A 21,440-nucleotide genomic window follows, 5' to 3' on the forward strand; every position below is an offset into this window, starting at 1 on the left:
TTGGTCAACGAATTTCTTGTATTTTTTCAAGTTTTTTTCAATTAGCGATTGATCATTATAAAACAATACCAAATCGTTCGTTTATATCTTCTATTATATAGCCTATTTCATTAGTTCTCACTTAATCATTCGGTTTCGTCAGTTCACTTAATCACAACTCAAATAACTACTTCATGAAAATAACATATTTCTTTAAAAAGAAACGATGAAGAGGCACAGTTCATAAATAAAAACACGTAAAATTATATCTAGATTCTCCCGTTCATTGCCTAAAGAACATTTAATATAAAAGTATTTATTTAGTCTTAACTATTGTAATCTACTTTATGTCCTAACTTTTTTGACATTCGACCTTTTTTCACAATACCATCGCTAATTTTATTTCATGAGATTAGTATAATACGCGAGCCTGAATAGCAAAGCCTAAAAAAGAGAAAATGGGGAATTCCCCATTTTCTCTTTTTTAACATAAACTCTACTGTGCTATCATTTAATTAACGCATAGTTGGGAATAACAAGACATCCCGAATTGATTGTGCATCTGTTAATAGCATGACTAGACGATCGATACCGATTCCTAGACCTCCTGTTGGTGGCATTCCGTATTCCAATGCTTCCAAGAAGTCTTCATCTACTCCATGAGCTTCATCATTTCCTAATTCACGTTCTTTTTCTTGTGCTTCAAATCGTTCTCTTTGATCGATTGGGTCATTTAATTCTGTAAATGCATTGGCAAATTCTTTACCTATGATGAACAGTTCAAAACGATCAGTAAAACGTGGGTCTTCTGGATTTTTCTTCGCTAATGGCGATACTTCTACCGGATGTCCATAAACAAATGTTGGCTGTACTAATGTTTCTTCAACAAAAGTTTCAAAGAATTCATTGATGACATGACCAACACCCATTGCATCTGTTACTTCAACATTGTGTTCTTTAGCAATCGCTAGTGCTTCTTCTAATGTCATTTCTTGCCAAAAATCGACGCCAGTATGCTCTTTGATTGCATCGACCATATGCACACGTTTAAAGTCACTCTCTAAGTCAACCGCTTGTCCATCATAAGTGATGTTGGCAGTACCTAGAACTTTTTCTGCCGCATTGCGGATAATTCCTTCTGTTAAGTTCATAACATCTTGGAAGTCAGTATAAGCAGTATACGCCTCTAACATTGTAAATTCCGGATTGTGGGTTGTATCGATTCCTTCATTACGGAATACTCGACCGATTTCGTAAACTTTTTCCATTCCACCAACGATCAAACGTTTTAAGTGTAATTCTAAAGCGATACGTAAATATAAATCCATGTCCAATGCATTGTGATGGGTAATGAATGGACGAGCTGCTGCTCCACCAGCTTCATTATGAAGGACTGGTGTCTCTACTTCAATATAGCCATTTCCGTCTAAGTAACGACGAATTTCACTGATGATTTGACTACGTTTCATGAAACGGTCAAAGCTGTCTCGGTTACTTACTAAATCTAGATAACGTTGTCTATAACGTTGTTCAATATTGGTTAATCCATGATATTTGTCAGGTAATGGACGAAGTGCTTTTGATAAGATAGTGATCTCAGAAGCTTTAATCGAAACCTCACCCGTATCTGTCTTCATGATTTCACCTGTCACTCCAAAGAAATCCCCTAGATCTGCGTGTTTGAATACTTCGTAGGCTTCATCTCCCACTCGGTCTTTACGAACGTAAATTTGGATTTGACCATCACGATCCTGCAAGTGAGCAAAGCCCGCTTTTCCTTTTCCTCGTCGTGTCATCATGCGTCCTGCTACACTAGCAGTTAGACCCATTTCTGCTAACTCTTCTTTTGTACGTGGATCAAATAGTTCATGTAATTCTTTTGAATTATGCGTGCGCTCAAATCGCTTGCCGAAAGGATCGATCCCATTTTCTCTTAACTGTTCCATTTTTTCACGACGAACGATCATTTGATCGTTTAAATCTTCTACTTGATGTTGTTGTTCCTCTGTCACAAAAGTTCCTCCATTCTCATCTTATTCTCTTCCCTATAATGCCAATGAAACGTAAAAAAAGCAAGCCGAACTTAGATTTTCGGCTTGAAATTCTCAAAAAAATTAGAATCATTGCTTAAGATTTTACGGCTAATTTTTCTGATTTCTCTAATAATTGATCAAGAAGACCATTGATTTCCTGCTGTTTTTCTGTTTGGTTGATCGCTAATTTGATCTTGGCTGCTCGTGAGATACCTTTTAAATAGTAAGAAGCGTGTGTTCGAAATTCCCGACAAGCAATCGCCTCACCTTTTAAATTTACCAAACGTTCCAAATGAAGCTTCGCTGTGGCAATCTTTTCCCGTGGTGTTGGTTCTGGAATTAATTCACCCGTTTCTAAATAATGTTGAGTTCGGTGGATCATCCATGGATTGCCTAATGCAGCTCGACCGATCATCACACCATCTGCTCCGACATATTCTAACATGCGTTTCGCATCTTCCGGTGTTTTCACATCACCATTTCCCATAAATGGGATCGATAAATGTTTTTTTACTTCCTTTAACACTTCCCAATCGGCTTTACCTTCATACATTTGGACACGGGTACGACCATGCATCGCAATAGCGCCAGCTCCTGCTGCTTGGGCCGCAAGTGCGTTTTCTACTGCAAAGACATGCTCTTCATCCCAGCCGATCCGCATCTTGACTGTCACTGGTATATCAACCGCAGAAGAGACTGCATGGACCATTTCATAAACTTTATCTGGATCTAATAACCATTTTGCTCCAGCTTCTGCTTTGATAATTTTATTAACTGGACAGCCCATGTTGATATCAATGATATCTGCCGCTGTATGTTTTTCTACAAACTGCGCAGCTTCTACTAAAGTATCTTTGTTCCCACCAAAAATTTGGAGACTTAAAGGATGTTCGGTCTCTTCGATATGCAACATTTCCAATGTCTTTTTATTACGAAAATGAATGCCTTGATCACTGATCATTTCGCAAACGACTAGCCCTGCACCAAATTCTTTGACAGTTACGCGAAATGCCGCATTCGTGATTCCAGCCATTGGTGCTACCACGACACGATTGGGAATTTCAACATTTCCTATTTTCCATGTGTGTTCCACTTATTTCCCCCCTAAAGCTTCTGCTTTCAGCTCAGTCAATTCTTCTTCGGTGTACGTATATTTATTATTGCAAAAAGAACATACTGCTTCTGCTCCGTGGTCTTCATCAATCATCGCTTGAATTTCTTCTGCACCTAAGGCAATGATCGCTTCGCCAAATTTTTCTTTCGAACAATCACATTTGAACTGCACAGGCATTTTTTCCAACACTTGTAACTCATCTGTTCCCAACAAACCTTTTAAGATTTCTTCAGGTGTCAATCCCTCGTCTAATAAAGTTGAGATTCTCGGTGTCGTTTTTAATTGCTCCTCAATATTTGCAATCGTCTCCTCATCAGCTCCTGGCATGATCTGGATCAGGAAGCCTCCAGCAGTTTTGATCGTATCATCCGTATTGACTAAAACACTTAAACCCACGGCTGATGGGATTTGTTCAGAGATAGCTAAATAATAAGTAAAGTCTTCTGCTAATTCTCCTGAGACAATCGGTGTTTGTCCAGAAAATGGTTCTTTTAATCCCAGATCTTTTGTCACACTAAACATTCCTTGCGTTCCTACTGCACCACGTACATCAAGTTTACCTTCTGCATTTAATGGTAGGCTTAAGTGAGGGTTTTTGATGTACCCTTTGACATCACCGTTCCCGTTCGCATCTACGATAATCCCATTAGCTGGTCCATCCCCTTGAATCCGTACGGTTATTTTGTCATCACCTTTGACAGTTGCTCCCAGTAAGAGACTCCCGACCAACGCTCGACCCAAAGCAGCTGAGGATGTATGCCATGTATCATGACGTCTTTGTGCTTCTGCTACAGTATTTGTCGCTTGCACCGCATAGGCACGAATAAATCCATCATGTGCCAATGCTTTTACTAAATAATCTTCCATTTGTATGTACCTCTTTTCCCGATTTTAAACTCCTAGTGAATGATACTAGTAACTTTTATATTTTTCAACTTTTGAATTTGTATTTTTACCATTGCTTTAGATTTCTATTATTTTTAAAAAAAGAGGACCATGATTTTCATCATGATCCTCTTTCAAATTATTCATCGTGATTTTCTGGATGATATTCTTTATTCAATTCTTTTTTTTCTTCTTCAAACTCTTGTTTTTCTTCAGCTTGTTTTTCTGCATCTTTTTCTTCTAATGCACGTTTTGCTTCTTCAAATGTTTTCGCTTCTTTTTCACTTGGGTAATCTGAAGATTCCATTCCTTCAGGCATAACCCCTTGTTCAAAGAGTGACTTGATTGCTTTCGCATCCAATGTTTCAAATTCAAGAAGTTTTTCCGCGATCAACTTATGTTGTGCACGGTGTGCTTCGATGATTTCACGCGCTTTTTCATGAGCATCCATCAAGATCTTACGCACTTCTTGATCGATTTCAAAAGCGACTTGTTCTGAATAAGCTTTTGTTTGACCGTAGTCACGACCAACAAATACTTGATGATTTCCTTCGTATTGAACTGGTCCTAAACGATCGCTCATTCCGTACTCAGTTACCATACTTCTAGCAAGGGCGGTTGCTTGTTCAAAGTCATTTGATGCTCCTGTTGACTGAACGTTAAAGATGATTTCTTCAGCTGTTCGCCCACCAAGCAATCCAACGATTTGTTCAAACATATCTTCTTTTGTCATAAGGAATTGATCTTCTTTTGGTAAAGCGATCATATAACCGCCTGCACGCCCACGTGGAATAATTGTAACTTTGTGAACGACACGCGCTCGACTCAGCACAAGTCCAACGATCGTGTGCCCAGCTTCATGGTAAGCAACCATTTCACGTTCACGCTTGCTGATGACGCGATCTTTCTTCGCTGGTCCAGCAATCACGCGATCTTCTGCTTCATCAATATCTGAAGCATCGATTTTCTTTTTATTACGACGAGCCGCTACTAATGCTGCCTCGTTCAATACGTTTTCTAAATCTGCACCCGCAAAGCCTGGTGTTTGTTGTGCAACGACTTTTAAATCTACATCGTCTGCAATTGGTTTGTTTCTTGCATGAACACGCAAGATTGCTTCACGACCCTTAACATCGGGGCGACCGACTAAGATTTGACGGTCAAAACGTCCTGGGCGAAGTAAAGCTGGATCAAGTACATCAGATCGGTTTGTCGCTGCAATCACGATAACACCTTCGTTGCCATCAAACCCGTCCATTTCTACAAGTAACTGGTTCAAGGTTTGTTCACGTTCATCGTGGCCGCCACCCATACCAGCGCCACGTTGACGACCAACCGCATCGATTTCATCAATGAAGATGATCGCAGGTGCGTTCTTTTTCGCTGTTTCAAATAAATCGCGGACACGGCTTGCGCCGACCCCAACAAACATTTCTACGAAGTCAGAACCCGAGATTGAATAAAACGGTACGCCTGCTTCTCCGGCAACGGCTTTTGCAAGTAATGTTTTACCTGTTCCTGGAGGTCCTTCTAGAAGAACACCCGCTGGAATACGTGCCCCTAATTCGATGAAACGTCGTGGATCTTTCAAGAACTCAACAACTTCTACCAATTCTTGTTTTTCTTCTTCTGCACCGGCAACGTCAGAAAAACGTACACGATTGGCTTTTTTATCCGCTTCTTTTGCTTTAGACTTACCAAAGTTCATCACACGGCCGCCACCGCCACCGCCGCCGCCTTGTTGTCCCATCATCATGTAGAAGAAGAAAATGATGATGACAATCGGCAAGAAGCTTAACAGTAAGGATACCCATACGCCGCTGCTTGACTCTTCTTTGATCATGATCGATACATTATTATCTTTTGCAAGATCGGTCACTTGGCTCAAAGTTGTATCATTAGGCAAGATAATTGTTGAAAAGTGAGAGGTCGTGGTTCCTGTCGAACCTAAGATCGCAAGACCGCCACTATTAGCAACTGTCTGTTGCTCTTTGTATTCACCAGTGATTTTATAAATACCATTCGCAGGTTGAACCTCTAAGTTTTTGATCTTACCCTCTTGTAATTGTTCTGTGAATTTTGAGTACTCGATATCTGACGATCGTTGGCCGTTATTACCAAAAATAAAGTATACGACCATTACCATCGCTAAGATTACGAGGACATAATACAAGGCATTTTTCATCATGCCATTGTTTTTTTTGTTCATAGTTGTCCTCCCTATGTGTTATTTTTAACTAGCAGATTTTTTATCAATCCTGACCATTCTATTGTAACATAATTTATGAAAGATAGATGATTAATTTGACTGATAAACGCTCGGTTTTAATACACCGATATATGGAAGGTTTCGGTAAGCTTCTGCATAATCTAAACCATATCCTACGACAAATTCATTAGGCACATTGAATCCGATGTAATCTGCTTCAATGTCTACAACTCTTCCTTCTGGTTTGTCAAGTAGCGTGACGATCTTCACTGATTTTGCTTTACGATATTTAAAAAGATCCACTAAATAAGCAAGCGTCCGACCACTATCAATGATATCTTCAACGATCAGTAGATCTCGACCTTCAACATTCGTATCCAAGTCTTTCACGATCTTCACTTCACCTGATGAAACAGTGGCGTTGCCATAGCTTGAAACATCCATGAAATCCAGCTCCAAGTACGTATCAATCGAGCGGATGATATCTGCCATAAATGGTACTGCGCCTTTTAGAACGCCGACAACCAACGGATTCTTATCTTGATAAATCTCTGTCAATTCTTTTCCTAGTTCTTTACAACGAACTTGTATTTCTTCTTGCGTGATCAATACTTTTTCAATATCTTTTTCTAACATCAGGTTCTCCTTCCAATTGCTTCTTTTTGATATTTGTAAAGAAGTATGTAGTGTATTTTATCAGTTTCTGCACTAATACTCAAATATGAACGGGTAAAAGGGATCAGACTTAGTAAATTCTCTTCATTATCCTTAATGACCCATGAACGCATACGTTGATCGCTAGGTATTTTTTGATCAATAAAATATCTCGATACTTTTTTTGTTAATTTATCCGTCAATCGAATGCGATCTCCAGGACTTCGACGACTAACAAATAAGGTTTGTTCCGGTGTCACCCACAAATCATGCATGAAAACTGAAAGTGAATCATCAATCGAGGCCTCAGCTAATTTCTCTGGTGTATATATACCTATCCGTTCTGTCTCACTTAGAGGAATAGTTTGATTAGGAACCAGTTGGATTTTTGTCGTTTCTGTCATCCAAGATTCTTTGTCTTTCTCTTTTTTACGTAGTCGAACCTCTTCATAAACTTTTTCAAATACCCAATAACGACCGATATCAATTTGCCATTGCCCTTTAGATTGGGCAAATTGTGTCAATATCGATTCGATTTGTTTTTCTTTTATAGCTACATGCGTAGTTGGAAAAGCCCAATCAAAGAACGCATACAAAAAGAAATATTGTTCGGATTGTTCCATTGAAGAAACCACTGACCATGGTATAACAAATACATTTTCTAGTTTTTCGATACATTCAGCAATCCGTTGATTCATTTGCTGTTGAATGAACTGGTCCGCCCAACTTAATTGCTGGGAAAACTTTTGGAAATGTTGCAGTGTTTGTGGGTCTTCTTTCTTCAGTTGAGGAATCACTAAATGACGCAGTCGATTTCTTTGGATCGTCAATTCTTTATTCGTATAATCTTCAAAAAACGGGATTTGTTCAGTAGCTGCATATTGATACAATTCCTCTTTGCTGAAAGGGAGCAATGGACGGATTAAGCGACCGCATGAAAAACGTTGCAATGCTTTGATCCCAGCATAGGTTCTTAATTGCCCACTTCTAAGCAATTTCATTAGAATGGTTTCAATTTGATCATCTCCATGATGTGCCGTCATCAAAATATCATAACCTTCTATACGCATCACATGATCAAACACTTGATAACGGAATTTTCGTGCAGCAGTTTCGACTCCCTGGTCTACTGGTTGTGGCCAGATTTCTAGATAAAAAGGCAATTGCTTAGCCTGACAATACTTTGCAAGAAAATCAGCTTCTTGTGCCGAAGAAGATCGCAACTGATGATCCACATGGACTACTCCTAAGGCAAAACCCATTTGTTGCTGTGCTGTTAACAACCAATCAAGAAGAACCATAGAATCGACTCCACCCGATACTGCAACTAAGATCTTTGACTCGTTTGTCCAATAACCTTGTTGCATTCCTTGTTGGATAAATCTATTTTTCAGATTCACTGACTTTTTTTCCTTTTCACTAACAGTCATCGTTTCTACCTCCTTCACAAAAGAAAAAGAGCGGACAAAAGTCTGCGACAATTGCCTGCCCTCATTTTTCGCTTAATTAGCTACGGCGTCCACCACGTCCGCCACGTTTCCCTTCTGTGTTACGCTTCAAGGAAGTCAATCGATCATCGCTGTCTTTTAAGAATGAACTCATCAATGAATCGAAGTCTTCTTTCACATTAGAAGATTGACTGCGAGAAAAAGATTTTTTCTGCGGTGTACGACCTCGATTATCTCGAGAATCTTTTTGTGGATATCTTTTTTGACGACTTTCATCAGTAGAATCTGCTGATGCTACTGGTTGCTCTTGTGCCTTGCGGATAGATAAGCCGATTTTTCCATCATCATTCACTGTAATGACTTTTACCGTTACTTCATCACCAACGCTTAAAACATCATGAATATCTTTGATATACCCGTTGGATACTTCACTGATATGAACGAGACCCGTCTTACCAGCTCCTAGATCAATAAATGCGCCAAAATTTGTGATTCCTGAAACTTTTCCTTGCAGTTTTGCTCCTACCTCGATTGACATAAAAAAAATGTTCCTCCTAATTATTTCCCTTTTTTATATTACCGCCTATGGGGCAGTTGTTGAACTCGTTGTTTTATCGTTACCTTCTGTTGGATTGCTCGTTGTTGAATCTGGGACTGGGTAGACTTGCTCACCATCTTTCGAATAAAAGAACTTACTTCTAGCAAGTTTCGCCACATAATCTTCATCCTTGAGCAACGTGACATCTTCATTTAGCTGATTGACATCTTCATTTAGCTGTCTTAGCTCTGTATCAGCTTCAACTTTTAATTCATTTAATGTATTCATTTTTTGCATATCATGAAAAATTTGGAAACCTATAACAGCGAAAATGACTAAAGCACCTAAAAAGATGGCCGCTAACCTACGTCTACGAAAAATCAATTGGCGTTGTTGTTGTTGAAATTCGACATATTTTTTTTTGGCATACTCTGTATCCAGTGCAGCTATTTTGTTGCTTTTTTTTGTCACTTATATTCGCTCCAATCTTTTTTTGATTGTCGTTCTTTATTATACCAACATCATGAATGCTTGTCTAATCTATTTCGCTCGTGTTTTGCACGCGAGTTTCTGAGAGTACTTCATACATTCTTTGAGCGTCTTCTTTTTTCGTTGATTCATGCAATTCCATGACTTTTATTTCCATGGTTTTATTTCCAAACTGGATTTTCAATTGATCCCCTACTTTGACATCACTCGAAGACTTGGCTAATTTCCCATTAACTTGGATTCTTCCTTTGTCTGCTACTTCTTTTGCTACAGAACGTCGCTTGATAATCCTAGAAATTTTCAAAAATTTATCTAATCGCACCTTTTTTTCACCTATCTTTCTTTTGTATTTTTTAAACGTAATATTTTTTTGCCAAACGGTAAGAGCAACCACTCACGAAGCGTAAACAGTTTCGTCCAGATCACCGCATAAATAAATACAGTGACTCCTATACCCACACCACCGATACTAGCTAATAGCGCAGATGATCGATGATGGATGGGCCCAAAAAGACTTAATACTCCATAATATAGAAATAAAGCAACTACCATCAATCCTAAACATCGGATAAGTTTTTTCCCAAAGTGTCGTTCTTTCCAAAAATCATTGATTTCTGATGATTCAGTATGGATAAAATACCACAAAGTTATGGAAAGACCAAACAAGGTAGACAAGCTAGCACCGACCGTCCCTAAATAACCCGTCAGTAACGGGGTAGATAATAACTTTGCCAATAATCCCCAACCAGCCCCTCTTAAAGAAAACCGAAAAGAATTTTTACTTTGAGCAATACTTTGATACGATTGGATAACCGCTGTCAGAGCAATCGCAAAGACAAATAAAACTAGCGTAAAGTTTCCTGCATAATCTTTAAAAAGCGCATAGTTGATATAAGGTAAAAGTACAGCTAAACCAACCGAAGCAGCTAATGCCAACGCAGTCGTTAAACGCAGATAAATTTTTGCTGTAGTAAAAAACTGCCCATGAACTGCGGTTGTTAGATATTTTGTCAATGCGGGTAAGAAAGTGGCACTCAAAGCCGTTGCAATCACTAGACCTAGTTGCACCAATGGTTGACCACGATCATATACCCCTTTCGCAATTTTAGCCGCTTGTTCCGACAAACCATAGACTTGCAAAGCATTTTTAACAAAAAAAGAATCAATTAATTGAAAAAAGATCAACAACCCACTGTAAATGGATACTAATCCTCCCTCAATTAAAAAGCGCCGTACTAAGGATTTAGAAGGCTTGTTAATAATCGGAAAATGTCGAAAACTCAATACCCCACCGTGGATTTTCTGTTCATAGTAGTATAAAACAAGGTAGGCACAAACACCACCGAAAACGGCACCACTCATTGCGGCGGTTCCTGTCTGATAGACTGTCCAACCAAATTTTTGAAAGGCGATCGCACTAAAAACAATGATCGACACACGGACAAGCTGCTCAACTACTTGAGATACAGCTGTAGGCTCCATCAAAAATCTCCCTTGGAAATTCCCTCGGTAAAAAGACAATCCCGGCATCAATAAAAAAGTAAATGAAACGACCCGGATCAAGGGCATCAATTGTTCATCCCCCATCAGCCTAGCAATCCAATGGCTAAATGAAAAGACGAATACCCAAAGAAAAATGCCGGTCCAAAAAACTAGTGGGTAAAGTCTTTTAAGGGCTTGTTTTTGCTCCAAAGGGCTTTTTCTTTCTGCTACATACTTTGAGATAAACTGAGGAAGTCCTGACAAAGCTAAAGTCATAGCGATACCATAAATCGGATAAACTTGCTGGTACACATAGAAACCTTCATCACCAACCAAGTTTTGTAATGGAATCCGATACAATGCACTCAGTATTTTGGCGATAAAGGAAGCAACTGTCAGAATAAATGCTCCATGCATCACCCGACGCATCTCTTTATGATCCAATGGCCCAGCTCCTTCCTATCCAATGGTGTATTTTTGCTGCCGCAACGCTTTGACGAACTGTTGGATTTCTTGTAACCACACAGCAGTTGCTGTTTGTGGAGGAACAGTCAAACGAATGACCATTTGTTCCTTTTCAACCCCAAGCCCTGCTTTCAGCTTCGTTGCTGTCAATGCCTCGAATAATTGTTCCACTGTGTAGCGTTTCGTTCCCGCTTTACTCAACTTGAATACGATAGTTTGCTGTTGTTTACGGATCATTTCAAGGAGAGCACGATCACCATCCATTTTGATTTGCCCAATCGTTAATAGATGAGCTACTTCTTCTGGATATTCACCAAACCGGTCTAATAGATCTTCTTCCAGCTCTTCTAACATTTCTTGTGAGTCAAGCTCTCGAATACGTTTGTATATCTCGATTTTTTGACGTTGATCAGAAACATATTCTTCAGGTAAGTAGGCATCTACACCTAAATCAATTTCAACAGCCGTTTTTTCTGTCTGTTTGTTTTTCCCTTGTTTACGAGCAACTGCTTCACTTAACATTTGTGAGTACATATCAAAGCCAACCGCATCAATGAAACCATGCTGTTGCGCTCCTAAAAGATTTCCAGCTCCACGAATAGAAAGATCTCGCATGGCGATCTTAAATCCAGAACCTAATTCTGTAAAATCTTTGATTGCTTGTAGTCGTTTTTCGCTAACTTCATTCAGGATTTTTTGTTGTTCATACATGAAGTAAGCATAAGCCACCCGATTACTTCTACCAACACGCCCACGCAATTGATACAAAGTAGATAAGCCCATATAATCTGCATTTTCAACAAACAAAGTATTCGCATTTGGGATATCTACCCCTGTCTCAATAATCGTCGTTGTCACTAGCACGTCATATTGTCCTTCAATAAAATCAAATAACGTATTCTCTAGTTGAGCTTCACTCATTTGTCCATGAGCATACCCGATTCTAGCTTCTGGTACTAGCGCTTGAATCTCTTCTACTTTACGTTCAATCGTTTCCACCCGATTATACAGATAAAAAACCTGTCCGCCTCGACCCATTTCACGATGGATAGCTTCACGGATTGCCCCAGGATTTTTTTCCATGACGTAAGTTTGAATCGGATAACGATTAGCTGGTGGTGTCTCGATCACTGAAAGATCTCGAACCCCTAACATGGACATATGCAACGTGCGAGGAATAGGTGTCGCTGTTAAAGTCAATACATCGACTTGCGCACGTAATTGTTTCAACCGTTCTTTATGTTTTACACCAAAACGTTGTTCCTCGTCAACAATCAATAAGCCTAAGTCACTGAACTCGATATCTTTTGATAAGACACGATGGGTCCCCACTACAATATCAAGTTGGCCTGTACGCAATTGTTCTAGCGTTTCTTTTTGCTGTTTTTTCGTTCTAAATCGGCTCAATAAACCAACATTCACCGGAAACCCTTCGAATCTCTCTAGCATCGTTTCATAGTGCTGTTGTGCAAGGATAGTCGTCGGCACGAGAAAAGCGACTTGTTTGCTTTCTTTCACGGCCTTGAAAGCTGCTCGTAAAGCAACCTCGGTTTTCCCATAGCCAACATCTCCTACGAGCAGTCGATCCATTGGCTTTTCTTTTTCCATATCTCTTTTGATTTCTGCTGCACTTCGTAATTGATCATCTGTTTCCGAATAAGGAAACGCATTTTCAAATTCTTTTTGATAAGCATCATCTGGACCAAAAGCATAGCCTTTTTCTGATTCTCGAGCGGCGTATAGTTGAATGAGGTCATCGGCAATATCTTCGATTTTTGAAGATATTTTTCGTTTTGTTTTGGACCATTCACTCCCACCTAGTTTATTGATCCGTGGTGCCTTGGATTCCGAAGCAACATATTTTTGGATCAAGTTCAACTGAGTGACAGGAATAAACAACTTGTCGTCATTTTGGTAAACGATCGTCATGTAGTCTTGATGGACACCATCAACTTCTAGTGTTTCCATGCCTATATATTTCCCGATCCCATGATTTGCATGAACGACATAGTCACCAGCTTTTAATTCATTGTAACTTTTTAACCGTTCCGCATTCGTAACTGTTTGACGACGTGTCTGCTTCTTCGTTGTTTTTTGGAAAATTTCTTTTTCCGTAATAGCTACCACTTTTTCTTGAGGAAGTTCAAACCCAGTTTGCAAAGCACCTGCTACTAGTTGAACTTGCCCTTTGATCAGCTGATCATATTCCGTTTCTACAACTACTATGTCTTCATCACGTAACATCTGCTCGGCTTTTCTGATCCGATCTTTGGTCGGAATGAAAATCACCACAGTTTGTTCTTGTTTACGCCAACGATCCATCTCAGTCTTCAACAAAGGCATTTGCCCAAAAAATTGTTGCATGGTTCGATACTGAAATTGATGAAGTGCTTGAAACCGCAAGTTTCCCATCCCTTTTTGAAACAAGGAGAAGAAGGTAGTAATAAATTTTTCTTTTTGAATGATGCTGTGTACATCTCTTGCAAATTTTTGTTCTGAGAATACGCGCAACTCACTGATTTTTTGCGTATGCCATTCTGCCGCTTCTCTCTCCATTTCCCGATTAGTTTCCATGATCCGTTGATAATCATCAACAACCAATAGACTATCCGTAGGGAAATAATCAAGAATTGTTGTATCTTCTTGATATAAAAGATCGGCATAAAACTTAGACTCTTCTGTCGGTGTATTTGCCTGCCAAGCTGAGATTAGTTGACCAAAATAATCATGCAAAAATTGCCGTTGGGTTTCGTCTGTAGTTGTCGCTAATTTTTTCTCTAATAGATTTTCTATTTGTTTAATCCCATGTTGAAGATCTACTGTAGAATAGACTTGTTCACTCGTTGGCGGTAACCAAACTTCATTTATTTTTTCAATCGAGCGTTGGGTGTCTGCTTCAAAATACCGCATAGAATCGATTTCAACATCAAACAATTCAATCCGTACTGGGTATTCTAAGGTCAGAGGATAAATATCCACGATACTCCCCCGCAAACTGAATTCACCAGGTTTAGCCACCATTTCCGTACGCTCATACCCCATCAATGTCAATTGACGCGGCAGATCCTCAACCTCAATTTCATCGCCTACTTGCCAATTTATTTGAGCCTTTTTCCAAGTTTCTTTAGCAGGAAGACGTTTGTGTAGTGCAGCAACGGGCAAAATATAAATGCCTAACGCTTCACTTTGGAGTGTATTTAATGTTGCGACACGTTCTGCTCTTGCTTCTGGTGAAGAAAAAGCCATCTCAGCAGACTGTACTTCATCCACCGGAAATAAATGAATCTTCTCAGGTGGTAAAACCTGTTGCAAATCCTCTGCTAATTGATTGACATAATAAACATTTGGCATGAGGATAATAAGATTTTTCTTTGCTTTTTGAAAGGCATGAGCAAATAATAATGTTTTTGCAGAGCCTGCTAATCCGGTGATTAACTGTCTTGGCATACGTTCTTTTATATTTGCGACCCATTCAGTCACTTGAGGATCTTGCCCGATTAATTGGGTGATATCCATTTCTTCGTTCTCCTTCCTTAATTAAATTGATTCATCGTTTCAACAAATGAATGTCCCTCAAGTAAGAATTCTATTGCTTCTACACTTTGTTCGATACTTTTTTCAATCAACGGTTGCGCCTCTTTACTGAATGGGCTTAAAACATGTTGAACTACCGTTTTTTTTCCTTCTGGACGACCGATACCAATTTTGATTCGATCAAATACCGTATTATTCAAATGAGAAATGATACTCTTCATCCCATTGTGTCCACCAGCGCTGCCTTTTTGACGCAATCTGATCTTTCCGATATTCAAATCTAAATCATCATAAATGACAACTAATTCTTCGGGATAAATCCCAAAATAGGTCATTAACGGGCCGACAGCTCGGCCTGATTCATTCATAAATGTTTGTGGTTTAACCAATAAAATCTTCTCTCCATCATGAAAAAATTCTGCAACTTCCGCTTCAAAGGTGTTTTTCTTAAAAGCCGTCTGATATTTTTCGGCTAAACGATCAACGACCATAAATCCAATATTATGCTTTGTATGTTCATATTTTGTTCCTGGGTTTCCAAGCCCTACGATCATCTTCATTTTTGATTCCATCCTATCTTATAAAACAGCACAAAAGGCTGGACTGCTACTAAGCGGTCCAGTCCTTGACTCAATTTATTTTTTGAAATTTCTTCTTTAATTAGTATAACACAAAAGCCAGTGTTATACCTCAAATAGATTTTTAAAAAATGATAAAATATTTAATTTTCTATGCGTTTTCTAATGAAATCATTGGTTTTTACAAATAGTGAAATAACGCACATGTAAGCTTTTACATATAATACAACCTTGTTATCTGTTACATTTTATAACCAAATAGCGTGACAGAAAGCCTGATAAATGGTAGCATTAGCATGGAAAAACAAATCACTGGAAGGATTGATACAAATGACTGCAGCTGCAGAAAAAAAAGATCATCAAAAAGTAATTCTTGTTGGAGACGGTGCCGTAGGTTCTAGCTATGCGTTTGCATTAGTTACACAAAATATCGCTCAAGAAGTAGGTATCATCGACATCAACACAGCAAAAACCGAAGGAGATGCAATCGATTTATCACATGCTTTAGCTTTCACTTCTCCTAAGAAAATCTACGCTGCTACTTACGAAGATGCACATGATGCAGACTTAGTTGTTATTACTGCTGGTGCTCCTCAAAAACCTGGTGAAACTCGTTTAGATTTAGTAAATAAAAACTTAAAAATCAACCGCCAAGTCGTGACGCAAATCGTTGAATCAGGCTTTAATGGTATTTTCTTAGTTGCTGCTAACCCAGTAGACATTTTAACTTACTCAACATGGAAATTCTCAGGCTTCCCTAAGGAACGTGTAATCGGTTCAGGTACTTCTCTAGACTCTGCACGTTTCCGTCAAGCTCTTGCTGAACTAGTCGACGTTGATGCACGTAACGTCCATGCCTATATCTTAGGTGAACATGGAGACTCTGAATTCCCAGTATGGTCACATGCCAATGTTGCTGGTTTGCAAATCTATGAATGGGTGAAAAACAACCCAGACATCGATGAAGAAGCAATGGTTAACTTGTTCTTCGGCGTACGTGATGCAGCTTACACAATCATCGAGAAAAAAGGTGCAACTTTCTATGGTATCGCTGTTGCTCTAGCACGTATCACTCGCGCTATTCTTGACGATGAAAATGCCGTTCTACCATTATCTGTTTACATGAACGGTGAATATGACTTAAACGATATTTACATTGGTGCTCCTGCGGTAATCAACCGTCAAGGTATCCAAAAAGTAATCGAAATTCCTTTAAGCGATAGCGAACAAGATCGTATGACTGCTTCAGCCAAACAATTAAAAGACATCTTAGATGAAGCTTTTTCTAAATTAGATGCTGAATAAATAGATCCAAAGGGAAAGAGCATTCCTCTTTAAATTGAATAAATACCTAAAAAGCAGAAATCTCGAAAATGATTCTTATATTTTCAAAGGATTTCTGCTTTTTTCCAATAAATAAAAGAATAAAGGTTTTCTGTTGGATTTGAAATTTTCATTTTTTTAAAGGTACTTAAATTTTCTATAAAGAGATAGTTCTTTTCGTCTTTTACTTTAAATTATGCTATGATAGAGTCGTTACACCCTAACATTATTAATTAAGGAGTTGCCGCTATGACAAGATCTTCTCATCGAAAAAAATCAATACACATTGGTTTGCTTTCTGCACTCGGTGTGATCCTAGTATTAATCAGTTTTTACACTTATCGCAGTACATATTACGCGAATCGTTTTCTACCTAAAACAGAAATCAATTCGATAAATGTAGGCAATTTAACTGTCGCTCAAGCAAATACCAAACTTCAAGATACTTATTCAAACGAGAAGATTTCCATTAAAGAAAATGGCACGACTTGGAAGGAAATCGCCAAATCGGAATTAGGTTACAAGGATGATTTTTCTTCTGACTTAACACCGATATTGCAATCTCAAAATGCTTGGACATGGGGAATGAATTATGTCTCAGCTGCTGAAAAACAAGAAATTGACCCAATAGCTTCCAACAGTGAGTTATTGGACCAAACCATCAATACTTTGACTACTGAGTTGACTGCCATGAATCAAGAACGAACACCGACAGAAGATGCAACGATCGAAAAGTCTGGGGACACATTCAAAATCAAACCCGAGGTTAAAGGAAATACAATAGACATTAAGGCAGTCGCAAAGAAACTAACGACAGCTATTAATGACGGACAAGAAACAATCGATCTGACGGAATTCCAAGAAAAGCCAGCAGTCACTTCGACAGACAAAAAATTGAATGAACAGTTGAATGCAATGAATGATATCGCAAAAGTAAAAGGTACTTACAGTATAAATGGTGAAACCATAACAATTCCTGCTTCTGATATTCTTAACTGGCTGACTTATGAAGATGGCAAAGTGGGTCTTGATACAGAACAAGTTCGTCAATATGTAACAGAATTAGGAACAAAATATAATACAAGTACAAATGATACGAAATTCAAAAGTACAAAACGGGGCGAAGTTACCGTTCCTGCTGGCACTTACAGCTGGACGATCCAAACCGATGCTGAAACAGAAAGTTTGACCGAAGCAATCTTAGCCGGCGAAGATTTCACTCGCTCACCGATCGTACAAGGAAGTACAACTGCTGATCATAAATTGATCGAAGATACGTATATCGAAGTTGATTTAGAAAATCAACATATGTGGTACTACAAAGATGGCAAAGTTGCTTTAGAAACCCCAATCGTTTCTGGAAAACCTTCAACACCGACTCCTTCTGGGGTATTCTATGTGTGGAATAAAGAAGAAAATGCCACTCTTAAGGGTACAAATGACGATGGAACACCTTATGAAAGTCCCGTCAAGTATTGGCTCCCAGTTGATTGGACTGGCGTGGGAATCCATGACTCAGATTGGCAACCAGAATACGGTGGAGACTTATGGAAAACACGTGGTTCTCACGGCTGTGTGAATACACCACCCAATGTTATGAAAGAATTATATGGCATGATTGAAAAAGGTGTGCCTGTTTTAATCTTCTAATTTTTGATCCAGACAACTACCACAATCAAAAGAGGATGTGCGTACTTGTTTATCTCCGATTCGTTTCTCGGAGTTGAACAGATACTCACATCCTCTTTTTTATCTTCCTTTTCGTAAAAAGGTAAATAGGATACATAAAATAACCGCAGTTAATGCCCCCATAGAATCAAGCATCACATCTTGAAACATCGGTGAACGATCACCAGTTAACATTTGATGAAACTCATCTAGTCCTGCATAACCTGTAGCAGAAAGCCAAGCCAGAATCCCCGTTAACCACCAAATCCTCATTTTAGGAAACACTCCTAAATACAAACTACCACCTAATATAAAATAGGTGCCAAAATGTGCCCCTTTCCTAAGAAAGAACTCAATAAATTTACTGTAGCCTAGAGAATCGATACTTACAACACTTCCTCCATACGTAAATTGAATCCCACTCAACATATCTTTAAAGGGTTGATTGGGAAACCATTCATCGATTCTTGAAACTTGTGACTGTTGACCGTAAGTTTGAGAAGAGCTGTAAAATAAGATAGCAATGATCACTAAAGCAATTATTAAATAAAAATCCCCATTTTTTCTTTGTTTTTGTAAAGATTTCATACGTCACCTCTGCTATCTATCATAGCATTTTTTGAAAAAAGGACAATCTTTTCCCCAAGACTTAATCCCTATTTAAATGCTATACTAGAAATAGCACTATAATTATGAGAGGGGTTTTTTCATGACATATTCACTCAATTGGGATTTAGATTCTATTTTTCCTGGAGGAAGTAACTCATCAGCTTTACACCAACGTTTGAAAGAATTAGGTGAACAAATGGATACTTATTATAATCAAACGAGCGAATGGATATTTTCTCTAGGTGAACTAGAGCCACTTGCAGAAATTTTAAATAGCCAAGAAATAGTAACAAACGGCTTCGAGCAATGCAATAGCTACATCACTGCTCTTCTATCAGCGAATGTAAAAGATTCCGAAGCAAAAATTTTATCGGGGAAACTATACGCACTACTCCCTCGCTGGCAAGCTGCCGATACGATTTTGTCGAACAAATTTGCAGAAATATCTGACAATGATTGGACCAAACTAATCGAAGATGAACACTTCAAACCTGTTGCCTTTCGAATGAATGAAATCCGTCGAGATGGCAGACAGTTATTATCAGAAGCAGAGGAACATATCATCAATACACTTTCTTTAGATGGATTGAATGCTTGGAGCAGTCACTATGATACGATTGTGGCGAGTGTGACGATCCCATTTGAACAAGAGGGAGAAATCATTGAACTATCTGCTGGTCAAGCCTTCAATAAAATGATGAGTGATCCAGATCCGGAAATTCGTAAAAAACTATTTATTGCTTGGGAAGCAGCTTGGAAAGAAAAAGCCCCGATCTTTGCAGATACATTGAATCATCTGGATGGTTTCCGTCTATCCACATACAAGCTACATGGTATAACTGATTTCTTGCAAAAACCTTTAGAATATAATCGTTTACAGAAAGAAACTTTAGATGTTATGTGGGAAACCATCCAAAAAAATAAGCAACCACTCGTTGACTATTTAACTAGAAAAGCAAATCTTTTTGGCAAAGAAAAAATGGAATGGCAAGACCAAGATGCACCAGTGATCCTCGGCGATTTGGAAGAAAAAACATTTACTTTTGATGAAGCTGCAGCTTTCATCATCGAAAACTTCAAGAAGTTCAGTCCTAAAATGGCTGATTTTGCTCAATCAGCATTTGAGAAGAGCTGGATCGAAGCAGAAGACCGTCCTGGAAAACGCCCTGGAGGCTATTGCACTGAATTACCTGAAACCCAAGAATCAAGAATATTCATGACTTACAGTAATTCAGTCAATGAAGTAGCCACTCTTGCACACGAGCTTGGACATGCCTTCCACAGTAGTACGATGTGGGACTTACCATCATTGAATCGTGAATACGCAATGAACGTCGCAGAAACAGCCAGCACTTTTGCCGAGTTGATCGTTGCAGATGCTACTTTGAAATCTGCCACAACAAAAGAAGAAAAAATCAATCTTTTAGACACAAAATTACAAAATGCTTTAGCTATGTTTATGAATATCCATTCTCGTTTTATCTTTGAAAATCGTTTTTATCAAGCACGCCAAGAAGGTTTAGTATCCGAGAATGAAATAACAGATATGATGATTGAAGCGCAAAAAGAAGGCTATAATAATGGCTTAGCCACCTATCATCCCCACTTTTGGGCTTCAAAATTACACTTCTTCATTGATGATGTTCCTTTTTATAACTTCCCTTACACTTTTGGTTACCTATTCAGCCTTGGGATTTATGCCCATGCCAACAAGCAAGGGGCAAGTTTTGAACAAGAATACATCAATTTTTTAAGAGACACTGCTTCCATGACCACCGAAGAACTAGCACAAAAACATTTGGGAGTAGATTTGACAAAACCAGACTTCTGGCAAGCAGGCATCAACATGGTATTAGAAGACATTAATACCTTCATGGAACTATCAGAAGAATTCGTTTAAATAGAGGTTGTGAAAGAAGCGTTTTGAGCTGAGTAATAAGACAGAAAAATAGAAAATGGTTCTTCACATTTTTTATTTTTTTGGCTTATTACCGAAGTTCAGCTTCTTGAACACCGTTTATTAGATGTCGTGACAAAGATGTTCAATTCCGAGTATTAAGGCGGAATTTGAGAAAATACTTCTTCAAATTTTATGATTTTCACCTTAATACCCAGGATCAACTGATGGAACACCATTTAACAAAGTTGTGGCAAAGATGCTTAGCTCCATATCAGGATCGATTTCTATCAATTCATAGTAAAACAAAATGACCGGATCAATCAAAAGTAACTTATCTACTTTTAGATTGATCCAGTCTTTTTTATTTGTTCAAAAAAAAGAGTTAGCTCTGTAAAGAACTAACTCTTCAATAATTACATACTTACTGCGAAATCAGGTGCATACCATTGAACTGAGCCAACTTTAACACTTTCACCTGGTTGTGGTGCATGGATGTATTGTCCGCCACCTAATGAAATAGCTACGTGGTAAG

The 21,440-nt window shown here is 38.6% G+C and carries 16 protein-coding genes; 3 read left to right on the forward strand and 13 right to left on the reverse strand.

The window, feature by feature from the left end:
- Window positions 1-494: 494 nt before the first annotated feature.
- From lysS to pth, 12 genes are all read right to left on the reverse strand, one after another.
- On the reverse strand, window positions 495-1,991 hold the full coding sequence (gene lysS, locus A5844_RS12925; RefSeq protein WP_086285581.1) for a lysine--tRNA ligase: 1,497 nt from the start codon (window positions 1,989-1,991) through the stop codon (window positions 495-497).
- Between the two features lie 115 nt (window positions 1,992-2,106).
- Window positions 2,107-3,105 carry a tRNA dihydrouridine synthase DusB gene (gene dusB, locus A5844_RS12930; protein ID WP_086285582.1) on the reverse strand — a complete coding sequence of 333 codons (999 nt, stop codon included), beginning with the start codon at window positions 3,103-3,105 and terminating at the stop codon, window positions 2,107-2,109.
- Complete coding sequence (hslO, locus tag A5844_RS12935) at window positions 3,106-3,993, reverse strand: Hsp33 family molecular chaperone HslO (RefSeq protein ID WP_086285583.1); 888 nt, start codon at window positions 3,991-3,993, stop codon at window positions 3,106-3,108.
- A 157-nt stretch (window positions 3,994-4,150) separates the two neighbouring features.
- Complete coding sequence (gene ftsH, locus A5844_RS12940) at window positions 4,151-6,220, reverse strand: ATP-dependent zinc metalloprotease FtsH (protein WP_086285584.1); 2,070 nt, start codon at window positions 6,218-6,220, stop codon at window positions 4,151-4,153.
- A 90-nt stretch (window positions 6,221-6,310) separates the two neighbouring features.
- A complete protein-coding gene (gene hpt, locus A5844_RS12945; RefSeq protein ID WP_086285585.1) occupies window positions 6,311-6,856 on the reverse strand; it encodes a hypoxanthine phosphoribosyltransferase in 546 nt (181 codons plus the stop codon).
- Complete coding sequence (gene tilS / locus A5844_RS12950) at window positions 6,856-8,304, reverse strand: tRNA lysidine(34) synthetase TilS (protein ID WP_086285586.1); 1,449 nt, start codon at window positions 8,302-8,304, stop codon at window positions 6,856-6,858. The genes hpt and tilS overlap by 1 nt, the downstream gene beginning before the upstream one ends.
- Window positions 8,305-8,380: 76 nt before the next feature.
- On the reverse strand, window positions 8,381-8,860 hold the full coding sequence (locus tag A5844_RS12955; protein WP_086285587.1) for a S1 domain-containing RNA-binding protein: 480 nt from the start codon (window positions 8,858-8,860) through the stop codon (window positions 8,381-8,383).
- Window positions 8,861-8,905: 45 nt separating this feature from the next.
- Entirely contained in the window at window positions 8,906-9,331 is a 426-nt protein-coding gene (locus A5844_RS12960) for an FtsB family cell division protein (protein ID WP_086285588.1), read from the reverse strand.
- 64 nt (window positions 9,332-9,395) lie between these two features.
- Entirely contained in the window at window positions 9,396-9,671 is a 276-nt protein-coding gene (locus tag A5844_RS12965; protein WP_086285589.1) for an RNA-binding S4 domain-containing protein, read from the reverse strand.
- A gap of 11 nt (window positions 9,672-9,682) precedes the next feature.
- Window positions 9,683-11,275, reverse strand: a complete 1,593-nt coding sequence (locus A5844_RS12970) for a putative polysaccharide biosynthesis protein (protein ID WP_086285590.1) — start codon at window positions 11,273-11,275, stop codon at window positions 9,683-9,685.
- A 15-nt stretch (window positions 11,276-11,290) separates the two neighbouring features.
- Complete coding sequence (gene mfd / locus A5844_RS12975) at window positions 11,291-14,812, reverse strand: transcription-repair coupling factor (RefSeq protein WP_086285591.1); 3,522 nt, start codon at window positions 14,810-14,812, stop codon at window positions 11,291-11,293.
- A gap of 17 nt (window positions 14,813-14,829) precedes the next feature.
- Window positions 14,830-15,390 (reverse strand): aminoacyl-tRNA hydrolase, encoded by a 561-nt coding sequence (gene pth, locus A5844_RS12980; protein WP_086285592.1) that lies wholly within the window; start codon window positions 15,388-15,390, stop codon window positions 14,830-14,832.
- 348 nt (window positions 15,391-15,738) lie between these two features.
- Between pth and A5844_RS12985 the strand changes: the two genes are divergently transcribed.
- A complete protein-coding gene (locus tag A5844_RS12985) occupies window positions 15,739-16,713 on the forward strand; it encodes an L-lactate dehydrogenase (RefSeq protein WP_086285696.1) in 975 nt (324 codons plus the stop codon).
- 267 nt (window positions 16,714-16,980) lie between these two features.
- Window positions 16,981-18,381 carry a L,D-transpeptidase family protein gene (locus tag A5844_RS12990; protein WP_086285593.1) on the forward strand — a complete coding sequence of 467 codons (1,401 nt, stop codon included), beginning with the start codon at window positions 16,981-16,983 and terminating at the stop codon, window positions 18,379-18,381.
- A 99-nt stretch (window positions 18,382-18,480) separates the two neighbouring features.
- Here the strand turns inward: A5844_RS12990 and A5844_RS12995 are convergent, their stop codons facing one another.
- The gene (locus tag A5844_RS12995; protein WP_086285594.1) at window positions 18,481-18,987 is read right to left on the reverse strand and encodes a VanZ family protein; all 507 of its coding nucleotides are present in this window, start codon (window positions 18,985-18,987) and stop codon (window positions 18,481-18,483) included.
- A 121-nt stretch (window positions 18,988-19,108) separates the two neighbouring features.
- Between A5844_RS12995 and A5844_RS13000 the strand changes: the two genes are divergently transcribed.
- Window positions 19,109-20,908: a M3 family oligoendopeptidase gene (locus A5844_RS13000; RefSeq protein ID WP_086285595.1), complete on the forward strand. Its 1,800-nt coding sequence runs from the start codon at window positions 19,109-19,111 to the stop codon at window positions 20,906-20,908.
- The last annotated feature ends 532 nt before the right edge of the window (window positions 20,909-21,440 follow it).

The organism is Candidatus Enterococcus wittei (assembly GCF_002140175.1).
GTDB lineage: Bacteria > Bacillota > Bacilli > Lactobacillales > Enterococcaceae > Enterococcus_B > Enterococcus_B wittei.

Bases quoted from the DNA above. Each gene is read 5' to 3' on its own strand.
- A5844_RS12990 (WP_086285593.1), top strand. From the start codon at position 16,981: ATGACAAGATCTTCTCATCGAAAAAAATCAATACACATTGGTTTGCTT.
- A5844_RS13000 (WP_086285595.1), top strand. From the start codon at position 19,109: ATGACATATTCACTCAATTGGGATTTAGATTCTATTTTTCCTGGAGGA.
- pth (WP_086285592.1), bottom strand. From the start codon at position 15,390: ATGAAGATGATCGTAGGGCTTGGAAACCCAGGAACAAAATATGAACAT.
- mfd (WP_086285591.1), bottom strand. From the start codon at position 14,812: ATGGATATCACCCAATTAATCGGGCAAGATCCTCAAGTGACTGAATGG.
- ftsH (WP_086285584.1), bottom strand. From the start codon at position 6,220: ATGAACAAAAAAAACAATGGCATGATGAAAAATGCCTTGTATTATGTC.
- tilS (WP_086285586.1), bottom strand. From the start codon at position 8,304: ATGACTGTTAGTGAAAAGGAAAAAAAGTCAGTGAATCTGAAAAATAGA.
- A5844_RS12995 (WP_086285594.1), bottom strand. From the start codon at position 18,987: ATGAAATCTTTACAAAAACAAAGAAAAAATGGGGATTTTTATTTAATA.
- hpt (WP_086285585.1), bottom strand. From the start codon at position 6,856: ATGTTAGAAAAAGATATTGAAAAAGTATTGATCACGCAAGAAGAAATA.
- A5844_RS12955 (WP_086285587.1), bottom strand. From the start codon at position 8,860: ATGTCAATCGAGGTAGGAGCAAAACTGCAAGGAAAAGTTTCAGGAATC.
- hslO (WP_086285583.1), bottom strand. From the start codon at position 3,993: ATGGAAGATTATTTAGTAAAAGCATTGGCACATGATGGATTTATTCGT.
- A5844_RS12985 (WP_086285696.1), top strand. From the start codon at position 15,739: ATGACTGCAGCTGCAGAAAAAAAAGATCATCAAAAAGTAATTCTTGTT.